This window comes from Chitinimonas koreensis (assembly GCF_014353015.1).
In the GTDB taxonomy this organism is placed as follows: Bacteria; Pseudomonadota; Gammaproteobacteria; order Burkholderiales; family Chitinimonadaceae; genus Chitinimonas; species Chitinimonas koreensis.
The window spans coordinates 5229611-5254086 of record NZ_CP060704.1; the positions used below are offsets into that span (position 1 = coordinate 5229611).

Genomic DNA, 24476 nt, shown 5'->3' on the forward strand with positions numbered 1-24476 from the left:
GCTATGCCCCAATCGAGTTACTGGTGGGTCAGATAGGAATCGAACCTATGACCCCCGCCTTATCAAGACGGTGCTCTAACCGACTGAGCTACTGACCCAGCTCCCGTACTTCTCTAACTACTACAACCGATAAGTGTAGACACTTGGCTACAGCGCCATTTTCTCTAGAAAGGAGGTGATCCAGCCGCAGGTTCCCCTACGGCTACCTTGTTACGACTTCACCCCAGTCATGAATCCTACCGTGGTAACCGGCCTCCCTAAGGTTAGCCTAGCTACTTCTGGTAGAACCCACTCCCATGGTGTGACGGGCGGTGTGTACAAGGCCCGGGAACGTATTCACCGCAGCATGCTGATCTGCGATTACTAGCGATTCCGACTTCATGCAGTCGAGTTGCAGACTGCAATCCGGACTACGATCGGCTTTCTGGGATTGGCTCCACCTCGCGGCTTGGCAACCCTCTGTACCGACCATTGTATGACGTGTGAAGCCCTACCCATAAGGGCCATGAGGACTTGACGTCATCCCCACCTTCCTCCGGTTTGTCACCGGCAGTCTCCTTAAAGTGCTCAACTGAATGGTAGCAACTAAGGACAAGGGTTGCGCTCGTTGCGGGACTTAACCCAACATCTCACGACACGAGCTGACGACAGCCATGCAGCACCTGTGTCCAGGTTCCCTTTCGGGCACCGCCAAATCTCTTCGGCATTCCTGGCATGTCAAGGGTAGGTAAGGTTTTTCGCGTTGCATCGAATTAATCCACATCATCCACCGCTTGTGCGGGCCCCCGTCAATTCCTTTGAGTTTTAATCTTGCGACCGTACTCCCCAGGCGGTCTACTTCACGCGTTAGCTGCGTTACTAAGGTATTGCTACCCCAACAACTAGTAGACATCGTTTAGGGCGTGGACTACCAGGGTATCTAATCCTGTTTGCTCCCCACGCTTTCGTGCATGAGTGTCAGTGCTATCCCAGGGGCTGCCTTCGCCATCGGTGTTCCTCCACATCTCTACGCATTTCACTGCTACACGTGGAATTCCACCCCCCTCTGACGCACTCTAGCCACGCAGTCCTCAATGCAGTTCCCAGGTTAAGCCCGGGGATTTCACATCAAGCTTACGTAACCACCTGCGCACGCTTTACGCCCAGTAATTCCGATTAACGCTCGCACCCTACGTATTACCGCGGCTGCTGGCACGTAGTTAGCCGGTGCTTATTCTTCCGGTACTCTCAGTTGCATGGGTATTAACCACGCAGATTTGCTCCCGGACAAAAGAGCTTTACAACCCGAAGGCCTTCTTCACTCACGCGGCATGGCTGGATCAGGCTTGCGCCCATTGTCCAAAATTCCCCACTGCTGCCTCCCGTAGGAGTCTGGGCCGTGTCTCAGTCCCAGTGTGGCGGATCATCCTCTCAGACCCGCTACGGATCGTCGCCTTGGTGAGCCTTTACCCCACCAACTAGCTAATCCGACATCGGCCGCTCATATAGCGCAAGGTCTTGCGATCCCCTGCTTTCATCCGTAGATCTCATGCGGTATTAGCGTAACTTTCGCTACGTTATCCCCCACTACACGGTACGTTCCGATGCATTACTCACCCGTTCGCCACTAACCTGGGAGCAAGCCCCCAAGTCCGTTCGACTTGCATGTGTAAAGCATGCCGCCAGCGTTCAATCTGAGCCAGGATCAAACTCTTGAGTTCAATCTCTGTTTAAATTGCTTCATTTGGCGTATTGCAAAATCAAAACCGTCGAAACGATTTCAATTCAACGTAAGCCTTGGCATCCTTCGCCAAGCGCCTACGCTTATCGGTTGTATCTTGTTAAAGAGCGTTTGCTTTCGCACTCAAACTCGGCTAGACTCGTTCGTTTTCGCTTCGTTTTCGTCTGCGTCAGCAGCAGAGATGCGAACTATACGGATCGCCGCCACACCCGTCAACACCTCTCGCGAAGATTTTTGAAAGATTCGCGTCAAAACCCACTAAATCATTGATTCATAATGGAACGGGCGGCAAAAGAATTTTCCGGGCCGCAGCCATCCCGTTGCAGTCCCAAGCAAAAGGCCCGCAGATGCGGGGCCTTTTGCTTGGCAAGCCACCGAAATCCGGCGCTTACCTATATATGTAGATGGAAATGCCGGGCCTCAGGCCGGCTTTCGGTTCGATCCCGCCACCATCCGGTACTCGAACAGCCGGCACTCGAGCCCGCCGTTGAACAGCACCGTACGTTTGCTGGCCGCCAGCCGGATCAGCTTGGCCAGCCGCAGGTCGCCGGTGAAGTAGTAGGCGCGCCAGCCGGCGAAGCGCTGCTTGAGCGCGTGGCCCAGCAGCGGGTAGAGCACCGCCAGGCTTTCCTGTTCTTCGAGCCGGATGCCGTAGGGCGGGTTGCAGACCAGCACGCCCTGCTCGGCCGGCGCGCTGCGCTCGAGCGCATCGGCCCGGCTCAGCTCGACGCAATCGGCCACGCCGGCCGCCGCCAGGTTGGTACGGCAGATGCTCAGCATCGCCGCATTGTCGTCGCTGCCATATATAGATATGGATTCGACCGGACGCTCCTTGGCCAGCGCCGCCTCCTTCACCCGCGCCCAGGCATCCGCATCGAACTGCGGATAGCGCTCGAAGGCGAACGAACGCTTGCCGCCCGGTGCGATGCCGCGCGCAATCAGCGCCGCCTCGATCAGGAAGGTGCCGCTGCCACACATCGGATCGAGCAAAGGCTCGCCGGGCTGCCAGCCGGTCAGGCGCAGGATGCCGGCGGCCAAGTTCTCGCGCAGCGGCGCCTCGCCGGTCTCGCGCCGGTAGCCGCGCTTGAACAGTGCGTCGCCGCTGGTATCGAGATAAAGGGTCAGCATCTTCTCGGTCAGGAAGACGTGGATGCGCATGTCCGGCGCCACCGTGTCCACGCTCGGCCGAGCATCGACAGCGGCACGGAAGGCATCGCAGATCGCGTCCTTGACCTTGAGCGCGACGAAATCGAGGCTGCGCAGCTTGCAGCCGATCCCGGTGACAGCCACCTTGATGGTGCGCTCGACCGAGAACAGCTCGGGCCAGTCGAGCGCGCGCGCCGCGCGGTAGATGTCGTCCTCGCTGCGATAGGGCTTTTCCAGCAGGCTCCACAGGATGCGGCTGGCGATGCGGCTGTGCAGGTTGGCCGTCATCATCAGCGCCCAGTCGCCGCGGAAGGCGACGCCGCCATCGGTCGCCGCGACCTCTTCCGCCCCCAGCTGCTGCAGTTCGTCGGACAGGACGGCTTCGAGGCCGCGCGGGCAGGTGGCGAAAAAGTGGAAACGCTGTTTCATGGGATATCCGGTCGGGCGATCAGGGTTGGGCGGGCAGGCTGTCGCGCAGCTTCTTCGGCAGCTTGGCGCGCACCAATCGGTAGGAGTCGGTCAGCAGCGCGGCGAAGGTTTCGTCCGCGACCACGCCGGGATGTTCGAGCCGCACCCAGTGGTGGCGTGCGAGATAGGGCGCCGGCGCAATGCCGGGCTGGTCGGTCAGTTCAAGGAAGCGGGCCGGATCGGCCTTGAGCGAGACGCCGGTGGAGACCGAGCGGTCGAGGCAGAACACGCAGAACATCTTGCCGCCGACCGAGAACACCCGGTCGACCTGCCATTTCACGTCGGCCGTCGCCCCGGGCAGGGCCAGGCAGAAGGCTTCGATCTCGGCGTAGTCCATGCGTGCTCCTGGTCGGGTCGATGCAGCATGTTAGGCCGCGGCGGAGCGGCTTTCAGCCTTTCCGCCGCAGGCGATCAGCGCGGCCGGCTGGCGTCGGTGCGGCGCCGGGTCTGGGTGATGATCGGCGCCCAGCGCTCGCTCGGCCGCTTCTTATAGGTACATAAGGTCAGCTCGCTCGGCGCGAAGGCATTGAGATTGTGGGTCAGCGGCGTAGTGATCAGGTACTGCGCCTGGGTCGCCTTGAGGAAGGCGCCGACCTTGTCGATGTTGAGTACGTCGAGGTGGGCGAACGGCTCGTCGATGAAGACGAAGCCCGACGGATTGCTCTCGTCCATCATCAGGCCGATCAGCAGGATCAGCGACTTCATCACCTGCTGGCCGCCCGAAGCCTCGCCGTCGTTCAGGCCCATCATGCCCTTCTGGTCGAAGTCGAAACGCGCCACCAGGCCGGCGTTGGCCAGCACCGCGTCATCGTTGTCCAGATGCGGCATATCGACCTCGACATGGATGCCCGACAGCTCGCCCAGCCGCTTCACGTTCTGGCCATAGCTGCGCACCGTGGCGCGCAGCTTGGCGATATAGGCGCCGCGCGCATCCTCGGTCAGCTCGCGGGCGCGCGCCACTTCGCGGGCACGGGCCGCCGTCTCGCCGGCCAGCGCGTCGTAGTCCTGCTGGATCTTGTCGCGCAACTCCAGCACGCTGGCGTCGCGCTCCCAGTCGCCATGCTCGATGCGCTGGCGCTGGCGCTCGGCCTCGTGCCGCACCGCCTGGATCGAGCCCCATTCCTGCTTGAGCTCGGGCAGCACGGTGGCGACCACGCCCTGCGATTCGAGGGCGGCGCGCAGCTCGCGCGCGTCTTCGATCTGGCGTGCCTGCTCGGCCTGGCGCGCCTCGACCTGGCTCATCAGCTCGCGCACCTGGCGAGCCAGGCCGTCGCGGGCGATCTCTACCTTCTGCAAGGCCAGCCGGCCATCCATCGCCGTCTTGCGCGCCGTGTCGAGCGCGGCCTGCTGTTCGGCCAGCTCGCCGCCGAGCCGCTGCGCCTGCGCCTGCAACTCGGGCAGCACCTGCTCGGCCGCCTCGAATTCGTCGCGCCGCGCGGCCAGCTGCTGCACCGCATCCATGCCGGCCAGCTGCAACTGCAGGCTGGCGATGCGGCGGCCCTGCTCGACCGACTCGCTTTCGCTGTCGAGGATCTGCTGGTTCAGGTCGCGCAGCCGGCGCGTCACCTCTTCCAGCCGCGACAGCCGGGCCGCTTCGCCGTAGGCATGGTCGCGCGGGTTGACGCCGATGAAGCGCGCGCCGCGGCGTTCCTTGTGATAGCCGTCGCGGGTGATCCAGTCGCCCTGCACGCCGGCGCCGGCCTCGACCGACTTAACCCGTTGCACGTTGTTGAGCTGGCGGGTGAGCCAGCCCGGCGCGTCGGCGCGGAAGTCGACCACCTCGAGCACCGAGCCCGGCACCGCGCGCGGCGCGGCTTCGCGCTCGGGCACGATGAAGTGGCGATATTGCAGCCGCTGGCCGATGCGGAATGCGTCGGCGCGGTCGGCCTCGCGGTTGAGCAGGATGATGTGGCGATACGGCGCCAGCAGCGCCTCGACCGCTTCCTGCCAGCTGTTGTCGCGGACTTCGACGATCTCGGTCAGCAACTGGTGGGCGATGCCGGCCTCGTCGAGCGCGGCGCGCATCTGGCGCACGAAGGGCTCGGCCGGCGGGCGACCGCCCTGCAGCGCGAACTGCAGTTCGGACAGCTGCTGGCGCTCGTCCTTGGCGGCCTTGATGCGCGCGTCGAGCTCACCCTTGCCCGCGCGCAGCCGGCCGACCTTGTCGGCCAGCTCGATCGAGTCGGCGCCCGACTCGGCTTCGGCCAAAGCCTTGAGCTTGTCGCGCTGGCCCAGCACCTTGTCGGCATCGCGCGCATCGGCCTTGACCCGCTCGAATGGCTCCCACAGCGCCTTGTAGCGCGCATCGGCGGTCTGCTCGGCCTGCACCGCGGCCTCGGTGGCGCCGTGCAGCCGGTAGTACTCGGCATCGGCGGCAGCCAGCTCGTCCTGGCGCGCCCGCAGCGCGCGGCGCACGCCGGTGTACTGGCTGCGATAGCCCTGCAGCGATTCCCAGGCGTCGAGATAGCGCAGCGCCGGCAGCACCGTGCTTTCGAGGTGCTGCACTTCCTGCTGCAGCTCCTGCCATTCGAGGTAGCGGTTGGCGCGGCCGCGCATCTGCTCGACCTTGTTGCCCAGGCCAGCCAGGCTGTTCTCCAGCTCGACCAGCTCGGCCTCGGCTTCGCGCTGCTCGGTCTTGGCCTGCTGGTAGTTGTCGAGCACCTGCTTGTCGCCGAACACCTGGAACACCAGGTCGAGCAGCGCCTTGGGGCTGTATTCGCACAGCTTGTCGGTATCGCCCTGCTCGAGCGCCAGCACCTCGGCGATCGCGCGGGTCAGGCCGGCCTGCTCCAGTGCCAGCTTGTAGTCGTTGACGCCGAGCCAGCGCAGCTGCTCCTCGGTGCCGGCCTCGAGCTCGATCTCGCCCTCGGCGATCGCGTAGTGGCGCGCCCAATCGCCGCCCTGCTTCTTCACGCGGCAGAACAGCGTGACCTTGTCGGCGGTGATCGGGAAGAAAGGATAGGGGAACAGGCCGCCGCCCTCGCGGCGCGGGTTGTCGACCACGCCGCGCAGCCAGGCGACCGGCTCGGTGCTGTTGCGCACGTAGCGCTTGTAGTCGCGCCGGCCCGAGCAGCGCAGGCACAGCAGCGTGCGCAGCGCGTCGAGCAAGGTGGTCTTGCCCGAGCCGTTGGGGCCGACGATGGTGACGATCTGCGCGTCGAGCGGGATTTCGATGCTTTGCCAGAAATCCCAGTTGCGCATCTCGAGCTTACGGAATTGGAACATTGCGCACTCTTTCGGCCCTCGCGGGCCTGCCCGGATGGGCCGGTTATTCGGCGGCGGCCTGCTCGGCGGCGCGGCGCTTGAGCACCTCGCCGAGCGCGCCCTCGATCACGCGCGGGGCGAGCGTGCCGTAGTCGAGCATCAGGTCGAGCAAGGGACCTTCGAGAATGATCTTGTTGCGGCGCTCGATGAAGCCGAGCCGGGCCAGCTGGCCCAGGTTGGCGTTCATGCGGGTCTTGCCGCCGAGCTTGTCGCGGTAGTCGGCGTAGAGCGCGTCCTCGGGGATGCCGACCGACACCTCTTCGCCCTGCAGCAGCGGCTTCTCTGCGCCGAACATGTCGGCCTGGCCTTCGCGCTCCTTCTCGGCGCGGGCGATCTGGCGCTCGCGCTTGGGCAGGATGATCTGCGCCCACAGCACCACCAGCAGCGCCACCGCGTCGCGCGGCAGGTTCATGTTGTTGTTGAGCCAGGCGTCGCCGTCGCCGAACACGAAGGGCTGCATCTCCTCGGCCAGGCCCACCGCCAGGTATTCGGCATAGGGATTCTCCAGCAGCGCCAGGCCGACCTCGGCCAGCCGGTGGTCGAGCGCGGCGCGGAAGTCGTCGTCGACCAACGCGCGGCGCGCCAGCGGGTCGTTGCGCGGGATGAAGCGGTGCGCGATCAGCCGCGCGCTGAGGATGGCAAGGGCGTTGTCCATGGCTTAACTCGTCCTTCTGGACCGCGGGCCGTGCCCGCGGCGGCGTCGACGCGGGGTCGACGAGATTCGTGGCCCGATCCGGCCGCGCGCAGCCGTCATCGGCGCGGGCGCAACCGGCCGAGCGAGATGCTGGCCACTTCGGGATGGTCGATCTGCTCGACTTCGCCGTCGGTCTCCAGCGCCAGCGGCAGGCGCACGATGTCGCCGACCACGCTGCGCTCGACCTCGGCCTCGCTGTCGCCGATCAGGCTCAGCAGCGACAGCCGGTAGGCGGTCTCGCGATAGCTGTCGGCGATCACCGCCTCACGCAGGCTGGCCGGCGCCTCGATGCGCGCCAGCACGGCGTGCAGCGCCTCGGCCTCGAACAGCCGCTCGGCCTCGACCGCGCCGACCGCCGGCGCGACCTGCTTGTCGGGCAGCGCCAGCGAGCCGGCGGCCAGCCGTTCGCGGTCGATCAGCTCGTATTCGGCGATGTCGAGCATCTCGTTGCCGGTGACGAAGGCCGGCTGCGGCGGGAAGCGCAGCATGCCGGCCGCCATCGCGGCCAGGTCGCCCTGCGCCGCGCTGCGCAGCCATTCGGCGATATCGCTCGAAGTGAGGCCCGACTGGCCGAGGTGGACGCGCTGCGCCTGCAGCTGGTTGAGCCGGCGCTGGAACACGCCGGTGAGCCGCAGCAGCCGCGACTGGACGTCGTGGATCGACTGCACCGCGTCGAGCGTGCGGCGGTCGTACTGCTCGTCGGCCATCAGCTCGTGGGTCAGCGCAGTACCCTTCTGCACCCAGCGCCAGACCGCCTCGAGCCGGCCCTGCGCCTTCTTGATCTGGTATTCGGACTGCGATTCGAGCGCGTCCTCGAAATAGCGGTGCAGCTCCTTGAGCCGGGCCAGCAGGTGCTGCAGCGTCTCGTTCGAGACCTGGCCGAGCTGCTGCTGGCCGGCCGCCTGGGCGGTCAGGTAGCCGAGCTCGGCGTCTTCCTCGGAGAAGGCCAGCAGCGTCGACAAGGCGGCCAGCGCGACCCGGCCGGTCTCGGCGATGCGGTAGAGGCCGTCGTCGGCGTCCCACAGCAACAGCTCGTTCTGGCGCAGCCGGGTCAGCACCGTCTCCAGCTTGATCGGGTTCACATAGGCGAAGTGGGCCTGCAACTGCTGCGGCGACCAGCGCGGCTCGTGGCCGCGCGCGCCGATCTCGCGCAGCACCAGCAGCCGCACCAGCACCTGTTCCTCGTTGCCGTGGAACAGCGTGATGAAGGCGGCCAGCAGGTTGCGCGCGCGCAGCAGCTCGGCCAGCGGCGGCAGGTCGAGCGGGTTGAGATTGCTGGCGAAGAAATCGGCGAGGCGTTCGTCGGACATGGTCGGAATCAGGCGAGGCGGCGGAGCCGCCGGGCGCGGCGACGCATCAGGACTTGGTCGGATCGTAGGGCGCGTGCAGCGCCTCGGCCTCGGTCGGGGCGCCCTCTTCGCGCTGCGGGCGGGTCGCCTCGAGGTAGTCCATCACCGCCCAGCACAGCTGCTGGGTGCCTTCGCCGGTGAGGCCCGAGATGGTGAAGACGCGCGGCACGGCCGGGTCGAACGGCGCCAGCGGATCGATCTCGACGCGCGGCCAGCCGAAGGCTTCGAGGAAGGCCTCGACGCGCGCCCCGCGCTCGTCCTCGGGCACCATGTCGAGCTTGTTGAGCACCAGCCAGCGTGGCTTGTGGTACAGCGTCTCGTCGTACTTGCGCAGCTCCTCGACGATGGCCTGCGCCTCGCGCACCGGGTCGGTCTCTTCGTTGAACGGGGCGAGGTCGACCAGGTGCAGCAGGATGCCGGTGCGCGCCAGGTGCTTGAGGAAGCGGTGGCCCAGGCCGGCGCCTTCGGCCGCGCCCTCGATCAGGCCGGGGATGTCGGCGATCACGAAGCTGCGGTTGTGGTCGATGCGCACCACGCCGAGATTCGGATGCAGCGTGGTGAACGGATAGTCCGCCACCTTGGGCTTGGCGGCCGACACCGCGCGGATGAAGGTCGACTTGCCGGCGTTGGGCATGCCCAGCAGGCCGACATCGGCCAGCACCTTGAGCTCGAGCCGCAGCTCGCGCTGCTCGCCCTCCTCGCCGTAGGTGAACTGGCGCGGCGCGCGGTTGGTGGAGGACTTGAAATGCAGGTTGCCCAGGCCGCCCTTGCCGCCCTTGGCGATCAGCGCCTGCTGGCCGTCGTGGGTCAGGTCGGCGACCAGTTCGCCGGATTCGGCATCGGTGATCACCGTACCGACCGGCATGCGCAGGTAGATGTCGTCGGCACCCTTGCCGTAGCAGTCGGCGCCGCGGCCGTTCTCGCCGTGCTTGGCGCGGTACTGCTTCACGAAGCGGTAGTCGACCAGCGTGTTGATGTCCTTGTCGGCCACTGCCCAGATGCTGCCGCCGCGGCCGCCATCGCCGCCGTCGGGGCCGCCGCGCGGCACGAACTTCTCGCGGCGCATGCTGGCCGAACCATTGCCGCCGCTGCCGCCGATCACTTCGATGCGGGCTTCGTCGATGAATTTCATGGGTAGGCGTGTCCTGTCTTGATCAGCATGACCGCGGGCCGGGCCGGCCTGCGCGGAAACGAAAAAGCCCTATCTGCGAGATAGGGCTTCGATTTTAAGCGAAACGCCCTGCGACCGGCGTCCCGCTTGACCGGGCGAGGCTCAGGCCTCGGCGCCGGTGTAGGGCTCGACCACCACGGTCTTGCGCTTGAGCGCGCCCTTGACCACGAACTTCACGTAGCCGTCGACCTTCGCGTACAGGGTGTGATCCTTGCCCATGCCCACGTTGTCGCCAGCGTGGAAGCGGGTGCCGCGCTGACGGATGATGATCGAACCGGCCGGGATCAGCTCGCCGCCGTAAACCTTGGTGCCAAGTCGCTTCGACTCGGAGTCGCGGCCGTTGCGCGAGCTACCGCCTGCTTTTTTGTGTGCCATGTTTCAGACTCCTTGCTTACTTGACGATGGCGTCGATGCGAATTTCGGTGAAATTCTGGCGATGGCCCTGGCGCTTCTGGTAGTGCTTGCGGCGGCGCATCTTGAAGATGCGGACCTTCTCGCCACGACCATGCGCAACCACGGTTGCCTCGATCTTGGCGCCAGCCACGACCGGGGTGCCAATGGTAACCGCTTCACCGTCCACCACCATCAGTACTTCTTCAAGCACGATTTGGGCGTCGATGTCGGCGGCAATCTGTTCTACTTTGAGTTTTTCGCCGACGGCAACTTTGTACTGCTTGCCCCCGGTTTTTACGACCGCGTACATAGACTGAGCTCCTGATAAATCCCCACGCGCGACGCGTAGGGAGCCGCGCACTATACGGAAGTCGCTGAATTTGGTCAATATTTCAGCCATATCGGCCAGCCCGGACGGCTGCCTGCGGGCCTTGGCCCCGGCTGCGATCGTGCAGTGCAACGTAGCCGACCGCGGCCGGCGCGCCGCTCGGCTATAATCGCGCGGTTTATCAAACTCGCCAGCCGATCCCGCAACGTGTCCATCGAATTCGTCAAATCCGTCATCGCCGCCGACATGCAGGCGGTCGATCAATTGATCCGCGAGCGCCTGCATTCCGAGGTCGCGCTGGTGCGCCAGGTGGCCGAATACATCATCTCCTCGGGCGGCAAGCGGCTGCGCCCGGTGCTGGTGCTGCTGTCGGCCGGCGCGCTCGGCTACCGCGGCGAGCATCACCGCGAGCTGGCCGCCGTGGTCGAGTTCATCCACACGGCCACCCTGCTGCACGACGACGTGGTCGACGAATCGAGCCTGCGCCGCGGCCGCGACACCGCCAACGCGATGTTCGGCAATGCCGCCAGCGTGCTGGTCGGCGACTTCCTCTACTCGCGCGCCTTCCAGATGATGGTCGGCGTGAACGACATGCGGGTGATGCAGGTGCTGGCCGACGCGACCAACGTGATCGCCGAGGGCGAGGTGCTGCAGCTGATGAACATCGGCGACGCCGAGCTCGACGAGGCCGACTACCTCAAGGTGATCCGCTACAAGACCGCCAAGCTGTTCGAGGCCGCCGCGCGCCTCGGCGCCCTGCTGTCCAAGTCCGACGCCGCGACCGAAGACGCGATGGCGCGCTTCGGCATGCACCTGGGCACCGCCTTCCAGATCGTCGACGACGTGCTCGACTACTCGGGCGACGCCGGCGAGATCGGCAAGAACCTCGGCGACGACCTGGCCGAGGGCAAGTGCACGCTGCCGCTGATCCACGCCATGCGCCTCGGCACCGCCGAACAGGCCGCGGTGGTGCGCGAGGCCATCGTGCACGCCCAGCGCGACCATTTCGCCGCGGTACTGGCCGCCGTGCAGGGTAGCGGCGCGCTCGAGGCCGCGATGGCCGCCGCGCGCGGCGAAGCCCGGCAGGCGCTGGCAGCACTGGCCGGCCTGCCCGACAACGACTCGACCCGCGCCCTCCATGCGCTGGCCGAATTCGCGGTCAACCGCAGCAATTGAAACAAGTTGAACAAATTTGCACGCGGGGGTTTACAGCTCGGCGGTGAATCTCCATAATGCGCAGCTCCTTTCGGGGTGTAGCTTAGCCTGGTAGAGCGCTACGTTCGGGACGTAGAGGCCGGTGGTTCGAATCCACTCACCCCGACCAGACATGAAAAAGCCGATGCAGACGCATCGGCTTTTTCGTTTCCGGCTGTTTCTCCGCACCTCGGATGCGCGCCCTTCTCCGCGGAAAGAGGGCAAAAAAAATCCCGCCGGCTTGCGCCAATAGCGGGAAGAGGAGGAGGAACTGGTTCGCGTCCGGTTACAACACGATTACGTTCATAGTAATCGCTAATTTAGATTCCTGCAAGGCAGAGATACTTGATCTCCAGGTAGTCCTCGATGCCGTGGCGCGAGCCTTCGCGGCCCAGGCCCGATTGCTTGACGCCGCCGAACGGGGCGACTTCGGTCGAGATCAGGCCGGCATTGGCGCCGACCATGCCGTATTCGAGCGCTTCGGCGACACGGAACACGCGGCCGAGATCCTTCGAGTAGAAATAGGCAGCCAGGCCGAATTCGGTGTCGTTGGCGCGCTCGATCGCTTCCTGCTCGGTATCGAACTTGAACAGCGGCGCCAGCGGGCCGAAGGTCTCCTCGCGCGCGACCTTCATGTCGGCGGTCACGCCGCTGACGATGGTCGGCTCGAAAAAGCTGTGGCCCAGCGCATGACGCTTGCCGCCGGTCACCAGCTTGCCGCCCTTCTCCAGCGCATCGGCGATGTGCTCCTCGACCTTCTCGACCGCCTTCATGTCGATCATCGGCCCCTGAGTCACGCCGGCCTCCATGCCGTTGCCGACCTTGAGCTTGCCGACCGCCACCGCGAGCTTCTCGGCGAACGCGTCGTAGACGCCGGCCTGCACGTACAGCCGGTTGGCGCAGACGCAGGTCTGGCCGGCGTTGCGGTATTTGGAGGCGATCGCGCCTTCGACCGCGGCGTCGAGGTCGGCGTCGTCGAACACGATGAAGGGCGCGTTGCCGCCCAGTTCGAGCGAGACCTTCTTGATGGTCGGCGCGCAGGCCGCCATCAGTTCGCGGCCGATCTCGGTCGAGCCGGTGAAGCTCAGCTTGCGCACGATCGGATTGCCGCTCAGCTCGCCGCCGATCGCCTTGGCCGAACCGGTGACGACGCTGAACACGCCGGCCGGCACGCCGGCACGGTGCGCCAGCTCGGCCATCGCCAGCGCCGACAGCGGCGTCTGGCTGGCCGGCTTGATCACCATCGGGCAGCCGGCGGCCAGCGCCGGGCCGGCCTTGCGGGTGATCATGGCCGAGGGGAAGTTCCACGGCGTGACCGCGGCAGTGACGCCGATCGGCTGCTTGATGGCCAGCAACCGCTTGTCGGCCCACGGCGAGGGGATGGTCTCGCCGTAGACGCGCTTGGCTTCCTCGGCGAACCATTCGAAGAAGGCGGCGGCGTAGGCGATCTCGCCCTTGGCCTCGGCCAGCGGCTTGCCCTGCTCGGTGGTCAGGATGGTCGCCAGGTCGTCCTGGTTGGCCATCATCAGGTCGTAGAGCTTGCGCAGCACGGCCGAGCGCTCCTTGGCGCTCTTGGCCTTCCAGGCCGGCCAGGCGCGCTCGGCGGCTTCGATCGCGCGGCGCGTCTCGGCTTCGCCCATCTTCGGCACGCGGGCGATGATCTCGCCGGTGGCCGGGTTGTTGACGGCGATGGTCTCGCCCGAGTCGGCGTCGAGCCACTGGCCGTCGATATAGCACTGCTGCTTGAGCAGGCTGGGGTCCTTCAGGTTCATGTCGGTCTCTCCATCCAGCGATCTAGAAATGGCAAGGGCGCAAGGCGCGCGAAGGGCCAGCCCTCCGCGCCCCTCGCGCCCCTCGCGGCGATACGGGAATCAGGCCTTCAGCGCGGCTTCCAGCACGTCGAGCGCTTCGGCGAAGGTGGCGTCGTCGATGGTCAGCGGCGCCAGGAAGCGGATCACGTTCGAGTAGACGCCGCAGGTCAGCAGGATCAGGCCGCGCTTGAGCGCCTCGACCTGCACCTTCTTGGCGAAGTCGGCATCGGGTTCGTCGCCGCCGGCCTTGTTGAACTCGACCGCGACCATGAAGCCCAGGCCGCGCACGTCGGCGATCTGCGGCACGGCGCCCTTGAGGCTGTTCAGCTTTTCCTTGAGCGCGGCGCCGAGGCGGTCGGCGCGTTCGTTCAGCTTCTCTTCCTCGATCACCTCGAGTACCGCCAGCGCGGCGGCGATCGCCAGCGGGCTGCCGGCGTAGGTGCCGCCGAGGCCGCCGGGCGCCGGCGCATCCATCAGCTCGGCGCGGCCGGTGACGGCGGACAGCGGGAAGCCGCCGGCCAGGCTCTTGGCCATGGTCATCAGATCGGGCTTCACGTCGTAGTGTTCCATCGCGAAGGTCTTGCCGGTCCGGGCGAAGCCGGTCTGGATCTCGTCGGCGATCAAGAGGATGCCGTGCTCGTCGCAGATGCGGCGCAGGCCGGCCATGAATTCCTTCGGCGCGACGTAGAAGCCGCCCTCGCCCTGCACCGGCTCGAGGATGATGGCCGCGACGCGCTTGGGATCGATGTCGGCCTTGAACAGCGTCTGCAGCGCCTTGAGCGAGTCGTCGACGCTGACGCCGTGCAGCGGGATCGGGTACGGCGCGTGGTAGACGTCGGCCGGCATCGGGCCGAAGTTGAGCTTGTAGGGGTTGACCTTGCCGGTCAGCGCCATGCCCATCATGGTGCGGCCGTGGAAGGCGCCCGAGAAGGCGATCACACCGCTGCGGCCGGTGGCGGCGCGGGCGATCTTGATGGCGTTCTCGACCGCTTCGGCACCGGTGGTGAAGAAGGCGGTCTTCCTGGCGCCGTCGATCGGGACGATCCCGTTCAGCGTCTCGGCCAGCTTCACGTAGCCCTCGTAGGGCACCACCTGGTAGCAGGTGTGGCTGAAGGCATCGAGCTGGGCGGCGACGGCGGCGGTGATCTTGGGGTGGCGGTGGCCGGTGTTCAGCACGGCGATGCCGGCGGCGAAGTCGATGAAGCGGCGGCCTTCGGCATCCCACAGCAGGCTGTTTTCGGCCCGTTCGACGAAGAAGTCGCCCAGTACGCCGACCCCGCGCGGAGTGGCGGCGAGACGGCGGGCGTGGAGATCGGCGTTGCTGGACATGTCGGGAATCCTCTTGGGCGGCAGGGGTGGAATGCGCGAATTTAAACATAAGCGATGAATAAATTCACCACTCACGATGAATAAATTCATCGCGCTGCAGTGCAGCATCAAGCCACTGATTCCAAATGGATAAGGGCGGCTCGCGCCGCCCTTCGTTCCGCACCGCGGGGCCGCGCCGACGCGCGGCCCACCCGGTCGCCTCAGTGCTTGAGCATCACGTGGCGCACGCAGGAATAGTCTTCCAGCGCATACATCGACATGTCCTTGCCGTAGCCCGACTTCTTCATGCCGCCGTGCGGCATCTCGCTGACCAGCATGAAGTGGGTGTTGATCCAGGTGCAGCCGTACTGCAGCCGAGCCGCGACCTGCATGGCGCGCGAGACGTCGCGGGTCCAGACCGAGGAGGCCAGGCCGTAGTCCGAGTCGTTGGCCCAGCGCACCGCCTCGGCGGCGTCGTCGAAGCGCGTCACCGACACCACCGGGCCGAACACCTCGCGCCGCACGATCTCGTCGTCCTGGCGCGCGCCGGCGATCACCGTCGGCTCGTAGAAGAAGCCGCGGCCGCCGCCGAGCTTGCCGCCGGCGGTGACCTCGATATGCGACTGCGCCGCGGCGCGCTCGACGAAGCTGGCGACGCGGTTGCGCTGGCGTTCCGAGATCAGCGGGCCCATCTCGACGCCTTCGAGATGCTGGTCGCCGAAGCGGATGGTCGAGACCGCCGCCGACAGGTCGGCCACCAGCCTGTCGTAGACCTTGGCGCCGGCGTAGACGCGGCAGGCCGCGGTGCAGTCCTGGCCGGCGTTGTAGTAGCCGAAGGTACGTATGCCGGCCACCACCTCGTCGACGTCGGCGTCGTCGAACACGATCACCGGCGCCTTGCCGCCGAGTTCGAGGTGGGTGCGCTTGAGCGACTTGGAGGCGGTCTCGAGGATCTTCTGGCCGGTCGAGACGTCGCCGGTCAGCGAGATCATCCGCACCTGCGGCTGCGAGATCAGCGGCGAGCCGACGCTGTCGCCGCGGCCGCACACCACGTTGACCACGCCGGCCGGCAGGATGTCGGCCAAGAGCTCGGCCAGCTTCAGCGTCGACAGCGGCGTCTGCTCGCTCGGCTTGATCACCACCGTGTTGCCGGCGGCGATGGCCGGCGCGATCTTCCAGGCCGCCATCATCAAGGGGTAGTTCCACGGCGCGATGCTGGCGACCACGCCGAGCGGATCGCGCCGGATCAGGCTGGTGTGGCCGGGCAGGTATTCGCCGGCCAGCGCGCCCTGCTGGCTGCGCACGGCGCCGGCGAAGAAGCGGAACACGTCGGCCACCGCCGGGATCTCGTCGTTGAGCGCGAACAGGTAGGGCTTGCCGCAGTTCAGCGATTCGATGCGGGCGAATTCGGTAGCGCGCGCCTCGATCGCGTCGCCGAGCCGCAGCAGCAGCGTGGCGCGGTCGCGCGGCGTGGTCCGGGCCCAGCCGTCGAAGGCGGCCTCGGCGGCGGCCACCGCGGCCTGCACCTGGTCGAGACTGGCCTCGGCGACGCGCGCGATCACCTCGCCGGTGGCCGGGTTGAGCACGTCCTCGACCTCGCCCTGGCCGGCGACGAACTGGCCGTTGATGAGCAGTTGGGTATGCATCGTCGTTCTCCTTCTGGTGTGAGGAGTGAGGCGTGAGGGGTGAGGGGTAAAGGTCCACGCGGGCACGGCAGGTCTCGCTCCACCGCCGCTGCCACGCGTACACCTCCCCCTCGCACCCCACACCTCACCGCATTACTTTCCGCTGCCCGCCACCGTTTCCGTGCCCTGGGTCAGCTTCCAGGCCAGCACGATCGGCAGCATGGTCATGAGCATCACCACCATCGCCACCACGTTGGTGACCGGCACGTCGCGCGGCCGGCCGAGCTGGTTGAGCAGCCAGATCGGCAGCGTGCGTTCGTGGCCGGCGGTGAAGGTGGTGACGATGATCTCGTCGAAGCTGAGCGCGAAGGCCAGGATGCCGCCGGCCAGCAGCGCGGTGGCGATCTGCGGCAGCACCACGTGGCGGAAGGTCTGGAAGGCGTCGGCGCCGAGGTCCATCGAGGCCTCGACCAGGTTGTAGGCGGTGCGGCGGAAGCGCGCGACGACGTTGTTGTAGACCACCACCATGCAGAAGGTGGCGTGGCCGATCACGATGGTCCAGAACGACGGTTCGACCTCGGCCAGCCGGAAGGTCGACAGCAGCGCGATGCCGGTGACGATGCCGGGCAGCGCGATCGGCAGCACCAGCATCAGCGTGATCGCGTCCTTGCCGAGGAAGTTGCGGCGGTACAGCGCGGCGGCCGCCATGCTGCCCAGCAGCAGCGCCAGCAGCGTGGCCGCGCCGGCGACCTTGACGCTGAGCCAGATCGCGGCGAGCACGTCGTCGCGGCCGAAGGCCTCGGCGAACCAGCGCAGCGTGAAACCCTGCAAGGGGAAGCTGAAGGCCGATTCCTCGGTGTTGAAGGCGTAGGCCAGCACCACCAGCAGCGGGAAATGCAGGAAGGCGAGGCCGCCCCAGGCCATGAGGCGCAGCCACCACGGCGCGCGCGGATCAGAGTGCATCGAAGGCTCCCAGTTTGCGCGCGGCGGTCAGGTAGAGGCCGATGATCACGATGGGCACCACGGTGAAGGCGGCCGCCATCGGGATGTTCCCGATCGAGCCCTGCATGGTGTAGACCATGTTGCCGATGAAGTAGCCGCTCGGCCCGACCAGGCTGGGGATGATGTAGTCGCCCAGCGTGAGGCTGAAGGTGAAGATCGAGCCGGCCACCACCCCGGGGAAGGCCAGCGGCAGGATGACGGTGCGGAAGGTCTGCGCCGGCGTGGCGCCGAGATCGGCCGAGGCCTGCAGGAGGCTGGCAGGCACGCGTTCGAGCGCGGCCTGGATCGGCAGGATCATGAACGGCAGCCAGATGTAGGTGAACACCAGGAAGCGGCCCAGGTGGCTGGTCGACAGCGAGGTGCCGCCGACCAGCGGCAGCGCCAGCACCGCCTCGAGCACGCCGTCGAGGCCCAGCGTATCGACGCACCAGTAGACGATGCCGCCGCGCGCCAGGATCACGGTCCAGGCATAGGCCTTGACGATGTAGCTGGCCCACATCGGCAGCATCACCGCCACGTAGAAGAAACCCTTCCAGGCGCCGCGCGCATAGCGCGCCATGTAGTAGGCGATCGGGAAGGCGATCACCGCGCCGGCCACGGTGACCGCGCAGGCCATCGCCAGCGTGCGCAGCACGATGTCGATGTTGGCGTCGAACAGCGGGTGGCGCGGGTCGAGCAGCGCGCGGAAGTTGTCGAGCGTCCAGTCCGGCGTCACCGCCATGGTGAAGTCGTCGAAGGTGTAGCCGGACTGCAGCAGCAACGCCAGCAGCGAGCCGAGGTAGACCACGCCGAACCACAGCAGCGGCGGGACCAGCAGCAGCAACAGTGCCAGCGTGCTGCGGCGGTAGAGCAGATCGGCCAGGCGGCGGCGCCAGCCGCTCGCGGCCGCCATGGCCGCGCCCTGGGCCGGCAGGCTGGAGGCGGCGCTCATGCGCGGGCGTCCAGCCAGACCATGGCGGCCGCCGGCCAGCCGAGCACGACCGCGCTGCCGACCGCCGGCAGCGGCTCGCCGGCGCCGTCGACGTTGGCGCGCGTCAGCGCCAGCAGGCGGCCGTCGTCGACCTCGACCTCGAAACGGCTGGTGGCGCCGTGGTATTGGATGTCGACCAGCCGGCCGGTCAGCCTTGGGCCGTCGCCGCCCGGCTCGTCGGCCAGGAAGCGGATGTGCTCGGGCCGGATCGCGAACGGCTCGGCGCGGCCGGTCAGCCGCTGGGCCAGCAGGCCGTCGACCACGTTGGCGGTGCCGACGAAATCGGCCACGAAGGGCGTGCGCGGCCGGGTATAGAGCCGCTGCGGGCTGTCGACCTGCTCGATGCGGCCGCGGTTGAACACCGCCACCCGGTCGGCCATCGACAGCGCCTCGCCCTGGTCGTGGGTGACATAGACGAAGGTGATGCCGAGCTGCTTCTGCAGCGCCTTGAGCTCGACCTGCATCGCCTCGCGCAGCTTGAGGTCGAGCGCGCCGAGCGGCTCGTCGAGCAACAGCACGCGCGGCTGGTTGATCAGCGCGCGCGCCAGCGCCACCCGCTGGCGCTGGCCGCCCGACAGCGCGGCCGGCTTGCGCTCGCCGTAGTCGGCCAGCTTGACCAGCGCCAGCAGCTCCTCGGCGCGGCGCCGGCGCTCCGCGCGAGCCACGCCCTTCACCATCAGGCCGTAGGCGACGTTGTCGCGCACGTTCATGTGCGGGAACAGCGCGTAGTCCTGGAACACGGTGTTGACGTCGCGCCGGTAGGGCGGCAGGCCGGCCGCCTCGCGGCCGTGGATGCGGATCGAGCCGGCGCTCGGCTGCTCGAAGCCGGCGATCAGCCTGAGGCAGGTGGTCTTGCCCGAGCCCGACGGGCCGAGCATGGCGAAGAATTCGCCGTCGGCGATCTCGACGCTGACGTCGTCGACGGCGCGGACGCGCTCGTAATGGCGGCTGACGTGGCTGAATTCGACGGCTGCGGTCATGGCGGCATCCCGGTACGCCGCGCGATGGGCGGCGTGGAAACGGCCCGTCGGACGACGGGAAGAAAGTGCCCGGCCGGCGTCGTGCCGAACCGGCCAGGCCCGAAGACGGACCGCGTCGCGCGATCCGCCGATTGCTGTCGGCGCGACGCCGCGCATGCCCCCACACGCACGGCGGACGGGCCACTCACCCGTCCGGCGTCCCTGCCGCGCCGCGCGTCCCGCCCCGGGGAGAGGCGGGACCGCGCCGCGGCGGGCGCCGCCCGCGGCCTCAGCGGCCGCCCATGATGGCGATATAGTCCTGCGTCCAGCGGCTGTACGGCACGCAGCTGCCCTGGCCGCACTTGGCCTGCGGCGTCTTCCAGAAGCGGATCTGGGTCATGCGGCCGAAGCCGTTCGAGGCGCAGAAGTCGCTGCCGCCGGGCGCCTTGTCCTGGCAGGCGGCCGCCACCGCCGGATTGGAGCCGAACCATTCGGCCAGCGCCGACTGCAGCTTGCGGTTGAGCGAGTGCTCCATCCACTTGTAGGCGCAGACCGGGTTCTTGGCATCGGCGTGCAGCATGGTGGTGTCGGCCCAGCCGGTGGCGCCCTCCTTCGGGATCACGCCCTCGATCGGGAATTTCTCGGCCTGCAGCGCATTGATCTGGTAGCCCCAGGCCGACGAGGCGGCGACGCCCTCGTTCTTGAAGTCGTTCATCTGCACCGTCACGTCGTGCCAGTAGCGGTGGGCCAGGGTCTTCTGCTGGCGCAGCAGCTTGAGCACTTCGGCGTACTGCTTCTCGTTGAGTTCGTATGGGTCCTTGATGCCGAGCGCCGGGTTCTTCTGCATCAGGTAGAGCGCCGCATCGGCGATGTAGATGGCGCCGTCGTAGGCCTGCACCCGGCCCTTGTTGGATTTGCCGTCGGGCAGGTTCTGCGGCTCGAACACCACGCCCCAGCTGTCGGGCGCCTTGGGGAAGATCTTGGTGTTGTAGGCCAGGAAGTTGGCGCCCCACTGGTAGGGTACGCCATAGTGCTTGCCGTCGACGGTATGCCAAGCGGCGTTCTGCAGCCGCGGGTCGACCTGGCCGTAGGACGGCACCAGCTTGAGGTTCACCTCCTGCACCTTCTTGCCGTAGATCAGCCGCAGCGAGGCGTCGCCCGAGGCGGTCACCAGGTCGTAGCCGCCCTGGTTCATCAGGCTGACCATTTCGTCCGAGGTGGCGGCGGTCTTGACGTTGACCTTGCAGCCGCTGTCCTTCTCGAAGGCGGTGACCCAGTCGTAGTTCTTGTCGCTCTCGCCGCGCTCGATGTAGCCGGGCCAGGCGATGATGTTGAGCTTGCCCTCGGGCTTGCCCAGGCTCTGCAGCGGCGCGGCCAGGCCGGCGACGGAGAGCGCGGCAGTCACGGCCAGCGCCACTCCATGGGTGTATCGCGTATGCATCGTGTTCTCCTCGGTTCGGAACTGCGGCGGGATCGGAACTGCGCCGATTCTGAGCGCCTGCCGGAGGGCGAATCCAGCGCAGGAGGGAGATACGATCCATCTGGAAAACAGATAGCCGATGGCGGCCCAGGCCTCCGCCGAGTCGCTCAACCCTGGATATGGCCATGCCGCAGTGCAGCAGCTGCGCGCCGATCGGCCGGCCCGATCGCTTGCAGATGGCTATTTGCCTGGCTTCCAGCCGATTGCTGCGGCGCGTGCATCGCCGTATCGAGGCGGCCGCGGCGGAATTCGGCAAAACCGATGGGCCGACGCCGCCGCACACGTCATTTCGGCCGATCCGATCAGTCCCGCTGCTTTATCTGGAAAACCGATGACCCAGGAAGGCGGCGCGCAATGCCGCCCGGCCCGGATTGCGCGCCGGACCGTTGCAATCCGTCACTGTCCGCCAGGCCGGACATCCGGCGGCATGCCCGCCGGCGAGCCGGGCAGGCTCAACCGTCGCGCCACTTGATCGAGCAGCCGATGCTCGGCACCTGCTCGAGCGGCCCGTCGCCGAGCATGGCGATCTGCTTCATCGCCTCGAACAGCTCGCGCCGCGCGCCCGGCACCATGTGGCGGCCGGAGGAATCGAAGCGGCCGCGGTACCGCAGCTTCAGATCGCTGTCGTAGCCGAAGAAATCGGGCGTGCAGACCGCGCCATAGGCGCGCGCGACCTGCTGGTCCGCGTCGAACAGATAGGGGAAGCCGAACTGATAGGCCTTGGCATAGGCCTTCATATGCTCGAAATCGTCCTCGGGATAGGCCGCCGGATCGTTGCTGCTGATCGCCACGCTGCGGATGCCGAACGGTTCGAGCTCGCGGCAGGTCTCCACCAGCGATTCGCGGATCGCCTTCACGTAGGGGCAGTGGTTGCAGATGAACATCACCAGGAGGCCGTTCGGGCCGCGCAGGTCGGCCAGCCGGTGGTTGCGGCCGTCGACGCCGGGCAGTTCGAAGTCGGGCGCCGCGAGACCGATGTCGCCGCGGGGAGTGGTAAGGGAGACCATAGGGGGCAGGCCGGAGGAGGAATGGGTCGATTATAGGGCGCCGGATCGGCCTGCCGAGGCTGGCATAATCGCGCGATTCCGATTCATCCATGTCGCCACGCCCATGCCCCGCCTCTTCGTCGACGCCCCGCTCGCCACCGGTCTCGAATTCGACCTGCCCGAAGCCGCCGCCCGCCATGTCCAGGTACTGCGCCTGCAACCGGGCGAGGCGCTGACGCTGTTCGACGGCCGCGGCGGCGAATACGCGGCGCGGGTGCGCGAGATGGGCAAGCGCCATGTCCGGGTCGCTGTCGAGGGCTTCGACGCGACCGAGCGCGAATCGCCGTTCCGGCTGACGCTGCTGCAGGCGCTGTCGGCCACCGAGCGGATGGACTACACGGTGCAGAAGGCGACCGAGCTCGGCGTGGCCGAGATCCGCATCGTGCAGTCGGCCTACTGCGGCTACAAGCTGGCGGCCGACCGCGTCGACAAACGCATGCAGCATTGGCGCGGCGTGGCCGAATCGGCCGCCGAACAGTGCGGCCGCACGCGGGTGCCGGCGCTCCATGCGCCGGTGCGGCTGGAACAGGCGCTGGCCGAGGCGCCGAGCGCCGCGCTGCGGCTGCTGCTGTCGCCCATCGGCGCGATCCGGCCGGCCGAGTTGCCGGCTGCCGCCAGCGAGGCGGTGGTCTTGATCGGGCCCGAGGGCGGCTTCTCGGCCGACGAGGAATCCCTCGCCGCGCTGGCCGGCTTCACGCCGCTGCTGCTCGGCCCGCGCATCCTGCGCACCGAGACGGCGACGCCGGTGGTCGCGGCCTTGCTGCAGGCGCGTTACGGCGATTTCTGAACGGCCCGGCGACGCGCCGGATCTTCACGGTTGCCAAAGATTGGGTAGGAGCGGCTTCAGCCGCGAACGGTCGGTGGCGCTCGACCGGCATTCGCGGCTGAAGCCGCTCCTACGGTGATGCCGGCGCCTGGACGTCCTTTTCCCGCGCGCTTCGACGACTCGGCAGAAGGAAGGGCCCAGCCCGGCGCCGCTCACTCGGTCTCGCGCGCCAGCCGGTCGGCCCACTGCTTCCACAGCGGCAGCTGGTGCACCAGCAGGCCGAACACGATCAGCGCGGTGCCGGACAGCAGTCCGGCCGAGACCGCCTCGCCGTCGGCCAGGTGGCCCAGCGCCAGCGCGGTGACCGGCGTGATCAGCGTGATCAGCGCCACGTGGGCGGTCGGCAGGCGCTGGATCAGCAGGTAGTAGAGGCTCATCGCCAGCACCGAGCCGACCGCCGCCAAGTAGGCCACCGCCCCCCAGCTCCGTACCCCGGCCGCGCTCGGCCACTGCCCGTCGAGCAGCGCCCAGGCCGCCAGCGACAGCACGGCACTGACCGTCAGCGCACCGGCCGCGGTCGCCAGCGGCGGCGTATCGCCGCCGTGGCGCTTGGTCAGCACCGCGCCGAGCGCCTGCAGCAACACGCCCATCAGGCCGCCGGCGATGCCCAGGTGGGCCTCCGGCCCGAGCGCGACGCGATCGCCGAAGATCAGCCACAGCCCGGCCAGGCCCAGCGCCATGCCGGCCAGCTGGCCGCGGCCCGGCCGCTCGCCGATCAGCGAGGTCGCGCACAGCGCGGTGATCAGCGGCGACAGGCCGAACAGCACCGCCATCAGCCCCGACGAGATATGGCGCGCGCCGAAATAGGTGCAGGCCATCGACAGCGCCATCGCCAGCCCGGCGATCAGGTAGGTGCGCCGCGCCGCCCGGTCGAACGGCAGGGGCCGACGCAGCAGCAACAGCAGCAGGACGGCCAGCGCGGCGCCGAGCGTCATGCGCGCGGCCAGCGCGGCGGTGAACGACATGCCGGCCACCGACCAGCGGATGGCCAGCGCGGTGGTGGACCAGACCAGCACCACGCCGAGGTAGGCGAAGGAAGTAGGCACGGCGGTAGGCACGGCGGTAGAGCTTGCGGACGGAAGGGAGGGAGGCCGCCGGAGGGCGGAGCGCCGCTTATAACACGGCCGGCGTATGCAGCGGCTTCTCCAGCACCACCGTGTCGGCCAGGAAGCCGGCATCGCGGCGGCGCTCGCCGGTCTCGCGGAAACCGAGCCGGCGCCAGAACGGGAAGGCCGGCTCGTTGCTGGCGACCACGCCGATGCGCATGGTCTCGATGCGCGGCCAGCGCTGCGCCAGCGCCTCGACCTCGAGGTAGGCCAGGCGGCCCAGGCCCTTGCCCTGCCAGGACTCGGCCAGCAGCAACAGGCCGATGCTGGCCTGCTCCGGGTAGGGCCAGCCGCGCAGCACCATCACGATGCCGATCAGGGTCTGGTCCGGGTCGTCGAGGTGGATGCCGTAGATCTGCTGATCGCCGATGCTCTTGCCCGGCGGCAGCTGGCGGCCGTCGAACCAGGCGGCGACCGCATCGCGGCCGGGCATGCCCTTGCCCTCGCTGAGCAGCCAGTAGTTGGGCGCCTGGCTCGCCACCGCCAGCACCGCGTTCAGTTGCGCCGCATCGGGCACCACGATGCGTTCGAGCCGGATCGACACGGCCATCTCCTCTTCGCCGACAAGCAAACGGCCAGGCTGGAGCCTGGCCGTATATTAGACAGTGTTAATTTT

Annotated in this window: 21 protein-coding genes, 2 tRNA genes and 1 rRNA gene; 4 read left to right on the forward strand and 20 right to left on the reverse strand. The window is 67.4% G+C overall.

Going from position 1 to position 24476, the window contains the following annotated elements:
- Positions 1 to 21: 21 nt before the first annotated feature.
- From H9L41_RS22270 to rplU, 10 genes are all read right to left on the reverse strand, one after another.
- A tRNA-Ile gene (locus tag H9L41_RS22270) sits at positions 22 to 98 on the reverse strand.
- A 70-nt stretch (positions 99 to 168) separates the two neighbouring features.
- A 16S ribosomal RNA gene (locus H9L41_RS22275) occupies positions 169 to 1700 on the reverse strand.
- 440 nt (positions 1701 to 2140) lie between these two features.
- Entirely contained in the window at positions 2141 to 3295 is a 1155-nt protein-coding gene (locus H9L41_RS22280) for a THUMP domain-containing class I SAM-dependent RNA methyltransferase (protein ID WP_028447586.1), read from the reverse strand.
- 19 nt (positions 3296 to 3314) lie between these two features.
- On the reverse strand, positions 3315 to 3671 hold the full coding sequence (locus H9L41_RS22285) for an MmcQ/YjbR family DNA-binding protein (protein WP_028447585.1): 357 nt from the start codon (positions 3669 to 3671) through the stop codon (positions 3315 to 3317).
- Between the two features lie 74 nt (positions 3672 to 3745).
- On the reverse strand, positions 3746 to 6559 hold the full coding sequence (locus H9L41_RS22290) for an AAA family ATPase (RefSeq protein ID WP_028447584.1): 2814 nt from the start codon (positions 6557 to 6559) through the stop codon (positions 3746 to 3748).
- Positions 6560 to 6602: 43 nt separating this feature from the next.
- Positions 6603 to 7253, reverse strand: a complete 651-nt coding sequence (locus tag H9L41_RS22295) for a hypothetical protein (RefSeq protein ID WP_051319311.1) — start codon at positions 7251 to 7253, stop codon at positions 6603 to 6605.
- 95 nt (positions 7254 to 7348) lie between these two features.
- Positions 7349 to 8602: a hypothetical protein gene (locus H9L41_RS22300; protein WP_028447583.1), complete on the reverse strand. Its 1254-nt coding sequence runs from the start codon at positions 8600 to 8602 to the stop codon at positions 7349 to 7351.
- Between the two features lie 46 nt (positions 8603 to 8648).
- The gene (gene obgE, locus H9L41_RS22305; protein ID WP_028447582.1) at positions 8649 to 9773 is read right to left on the reverse strand and encodes a GTPase ObgE; all 1125 of its coding nucleotides are present in this window, start codon (positions 9771 to 9773) and stop codon (positions 8649 to 8651) included.
- Between the two features lie 141 nt (positions 9774 to 9914).
- The gene (rpmA, locus tag H9L41_RS22310; RefSeq protein ID WP_028447581.1) at positions 9915 to 10187 is read right to left on the reverse strand and encodes a 50S ribosomal protein L27; all 273 of its coding nucleotides are present in this window, start codon (positions 10185 to 10187) and stop codon (positions 9915 to 9917) included.
- 16 nt (positions 10188 to 10203) lie between these two features.
- On the reverse strand, positions 10204 to 10515 hold the full coding sequence (rplU, locus tag H9L41_RS22315; protein ID WP_028447580.1) for a 50S ribosomal protein L21: 312 nt from the start codon (positions 10513 to 10515) through the stop codon (positions 10204 to 10206).
- A gap of 225 nt (positions 10516 to 10740) precedes the next feature.
- On the opposite strand from rplU, the gene H9L41_RS22320 reads away from it, so the two are divergent.
- Positions 10741 to 11709, forward strand: coding sequence for a polyprenyl synthetase family protein (locus H9L41_RS22320; protein WP_028447579.1), 969 nt, complete (start codon positions 10741 to 10743; stop codon positions 11707 to 11709).
- A 71-nt stretch (positions 11710 to 11780) separates the two neighbouring features.
- Positions 11781 to 11857: transfer RNA gene (locus tag H9L41_RS22325), tRNA-Pro, on the forward strand.
- 190 nt (positions 11858 to 12047) lie between these two features.
- Here H9L41_RS22325 and gabD read toward each other — a convergent pair.
- From gabD to H9L41_RS22360, 7 genes are all read right to left on the reverse strand, one after another.
- Positions 12048 to 13499, reverse strand: a complete 1452-nt coding sequence (gene gabD, locus H9L41_RS22330; RefSeq protein WP_028447578.1) for an NADP-dependent succinate-semialdehyde dehydrogenase — start codon at positions 13497 to 13499, stop codon at positions 12048 to 12050.
- 99 nt (positions 13500 to 13598) lie between these two features.
- Positions 13599 to 14867, reverse strand: coding sequence for a 4-aminobutyrate--2-oxoglutarate transaminase (locus H9L41_RS22335; protein WP_028447577.1), 1269 nt, complete (start codon positions 14865 to 14867; stop codon positions 13599 to 13601).
- Positions 14868 to 15067: 200 nt separating this feature from the next.
- Complete coding sequence (locus H9L41_RS22340; protein WP_028447576.1) at positions 15068 to 16492, reverse strand: gamma-aminobutyraldehyde dehydrogenase; 1425 nt, start codon at positions 16490 to 16492, stop codon at positions 15068 to 15070.
- 132 nt (positions 16493 to 16624) lie between these two features.
- Positions 16625 to 17434 carry an ABC transporter permease gene (locus H9L41_RS22345; RefSeq protein ID WP_028447575.1) on the reverse strand — a complete coding sequence of 270 codons (810 nt, stop codon included), beginning with the start codon at positions 17432 to 17434 and terminating at the stop codon, positions 16625 to 16627.
- Entirely contained in the window at positions 17424 to 18404 is a 981-nt protein-coding gene (locus H9L41_RS22350) for an ABC transporter permease (RefSeq protein ID WP_169730228.1), read from the reverse strand. The genes H9L41_RS22345 and H9L41_RS22350 overlap by 11 nt, the downstream gene beginning before the upstream one ends.
- Positions 18401 to 19423 carry an ABC transporter ATP-binding protein gene (locus tag H9L41_RS22355; protein WP_028447573.1) on the reverse strand — a complete coding sequence of 341 codons (1023 nt, stop codon included), beginning with the start codon at positions 19421 to 19423 and terminating at the stop codon, positions 18401 to 18403. Before H9L41_RS22355 ends, H9L41_RS22350 begins: the two co-directional genes overlap by 4 nt.
- A gap of 268 nt (positions 19424 to 19691) precedes the next feature.
- The gene (locus H9L41_RS22360) at positions 19692 to 20843 is read right to left on the reverse strand and encodes an ABC transporter substrate-binding protein (protein WP_028447572.1); all 1152 of its coding nucleotides are present in this window, start codon (positions 20841 to 20843) and stop codon (positions 19692 to 19694) included.
- Between the two features lie 164 nt (positions 20844 to 21007).
- Here H9L41_RS22360 and H9L41_RS22365 point away from each other — a divergent pair, with 164 nt between their 5' ends.
- Complete coding sequence (locus H9L41_RS22365; protein WP_157462099.1) at positions 21008 to 21217, forward strand: hypothetical protein; 210 nt, start codon at positions 21008 to 21010, stop codon at positions 21215 to 21217.
- A gap of 117 nt (positions 21218 to 21334) precedes the next feature.
- Here H9L41_RS22365 and H9L41_RS22370 read toward each other — a convergent pair whose 3' ends face one another.
- Positions 21335 to 21889: a thioredoxin family protein gene (locus H9L41_RS22370; RefSeq protein ID WP_028447571.1), complete on the reverse strand. Its 555-nt coding sequence runs from the start codon at positions 21887 to 21889 to the stop codon at positions 21335 to 21337.
- Between the two features lie 103 nt (positions 21890 to 21992).
- Between H9L41_RS22370 and H9L41_RS22375 the strand changes: the two genes are divergently transcribed.
- Positions 21993 to 22715: a 16S rRNA (uracil(1498)-N(3))-methyltransferase gene (locus H9L41_RS22375; RefSeq protein ID WP_028447570.1), complete on the forward strand. Its 723-nt coding sequence runs from the start codon at positions 21993 to 21995 to the stop codon at positions 22713 to 22715.
- A 191-nt stretch (positions 22716 to 22906) separates the two neighbouring features.
- On the opposite strand, the gene H9L41_RS22380 is transcribed toward H9L41_RS22375, so the two are convergent.
- On the reverse strand, positions 22907 to 23800 hold the full coding sequence (locus H9L41_RS22380; RefSeq protein ID WP_034607771.1) for a DMT family transporter: 894 nt from the start codon (positions 23798 to 23800) through the stop codon (positions 22907 to 22909).
- A gap of 67 nt (positions 23801 to 23867) precedes the next feature.
- Positions 23868 to 24410, reverse strand: a complete 543-nt coding sequence (locus H9L41_RS22385; RefSeq protein WP_051319309.1) for a GNAT family N-acetyltransferase — start codon at positions 24408 to 24410, stop codon at positions 23868 to 23870.
- Between the last annotated feature and the right edge of the window lie 66 nt (positions 24411 to 24476).

Excerpts from the sequence above, each read along its gene's own strand:
- H9L41_RS22365 (WP_157462099.1), top strand. The coding sequence starts at position 21,008 with ATGCCGCAGTGCAGCAGCTGCGCGCCGATCGGCCGGCCCGATCGCTTG.
- H9L41_RS22350 (WP_169730228.1), bottom strand. The coding sequence starts at position 18,404 with ATGAGCGCCGCCTCCAGCCTGCCGGCCCAGGGCGCGGCCATGGCGGCC.
- H9L41_RS22280 (WP_028447586.1), bottom strand. The coding sequence starts at position 3,295 with ATGAAACAGCGTTTCCACTTTTTCGCCACCTGCCCGCGCGGCCTCGAA.
- H9L41_RS22295 (WP_051319311.1), bottom strand. The coding sequence starts at position 7,253 with ATGGACAACGCCCTTGCCATCCTCAGCGCGCGGCTGATCGCGCACCGC.
- H9L41_RS22300 (WP_028447583.1), bottom strand. The coding sequence starts at position 8,602 with ATGTCCGACGAACGCCTCGCCGATTTCTTCGCCAGCAATCTCAACCCG.
- rplU (WP_028447580.1), bottom strand. The coding sequence starts at position 10,515 with ATGTACGCGGTCGTAAAAACCGGGGGCAAGCAGTACAAAGTTGCCGTC.
- H9L41_RS22285 (WP_028447585.1), bottom strand. The coding sequence starts at position 3,671 with ATGGACTACGCCGAGATCGAAGCCTTCTGCCTGGCCCTGCCCGGGGCG.
- H9L41_RS22345 (WP_028447575.1), bottom strand. The coding sequence starts at position 17,434 with ATGCACTCTGATCCGCGCGCGCCGTGGTGGCTGCGCCTCATGGCCTGG.
- H9L41_RS22355 (WP_028447573.1), bottom strand. The coding sequence starts at position 19,423 with ATGACCGCAGCCGTCGAATTCAGCCACGTCAGCCGCCATTACGAGCGC.
- H9L41_RS22340 (WP_028447576.1), bottom strand. The coding sequence starts at position 16,492 with ATGCATACCCAACTGCTCATCAACGGCCAGTTCGTCGCCGGCCAGGGC.
- gabD (WP_028447578.1), bottom strand. The coding sequence starts at position 13,499 with ATGAACCTGAAGGACCCCAGCCTGCTCAAGCAGCAGTGCTATATCGAC.
- H9L41_RS22385 (WP_051319309.1), bottom strand. The coding sequence starts at position 24,410 with ATGGCCGTGTCGATCCGGCTCGAACGCATCGTGGTGCCCGATGCGGCG.
- H9L41_RS22370 (WP_028447571.1), bottom strand. The coding sequence starts at position 21,889 with ATGGTCTCCCTTACCACTCCCCGCGGCGACATCGGTCTCGCGGCGCCC.
- H9L41_RS22335 (WP_028447577.1), bottom strand. The coding sequence starts at position 14,867 with ATGTCCAGCAACGCCGATCTCCACGCCCGCCGTCTCGCCGCCACTCCG.
- rpmA (WP_028447581.1), bottom strand. The coding sequence starts at position 10,187 with ATGGCACACAAAAAAGCAGGCGGTAGCTCGCGCAACGGCCGCGACTCC.
- H9L41_RS22360 (WP_028447572.1), bottom strand. The coding sequence starts at position 20,843 with ATGCATACGCGATACACCCATGGAGTGGCGCTGGCCGTGACTGCCGCG.
- obgE (WP_028447582.1), bottom strand. The coding sequence starts at position 9,773 with ATGAAATTCATCGACGAAGCCCGCATCGAAGTGATCGGCGGCAGCGGC.
- H9L41_RS22290 (WP_028447584.1), bottom strand. The coding sequence starts at position 6,559 with ATGTTCCAATTCCGTAAGCTCGAGATGCGCAACTGGGATTTCTGGCAA.
- H9L41_RS22375 (WP_028447570.1), top strand. The coding sequence starts at position 21,993 with ATGCCCCGCCTCTTCGTCGACGCCCCGCTCGCCACCGGTCTCGAATTC.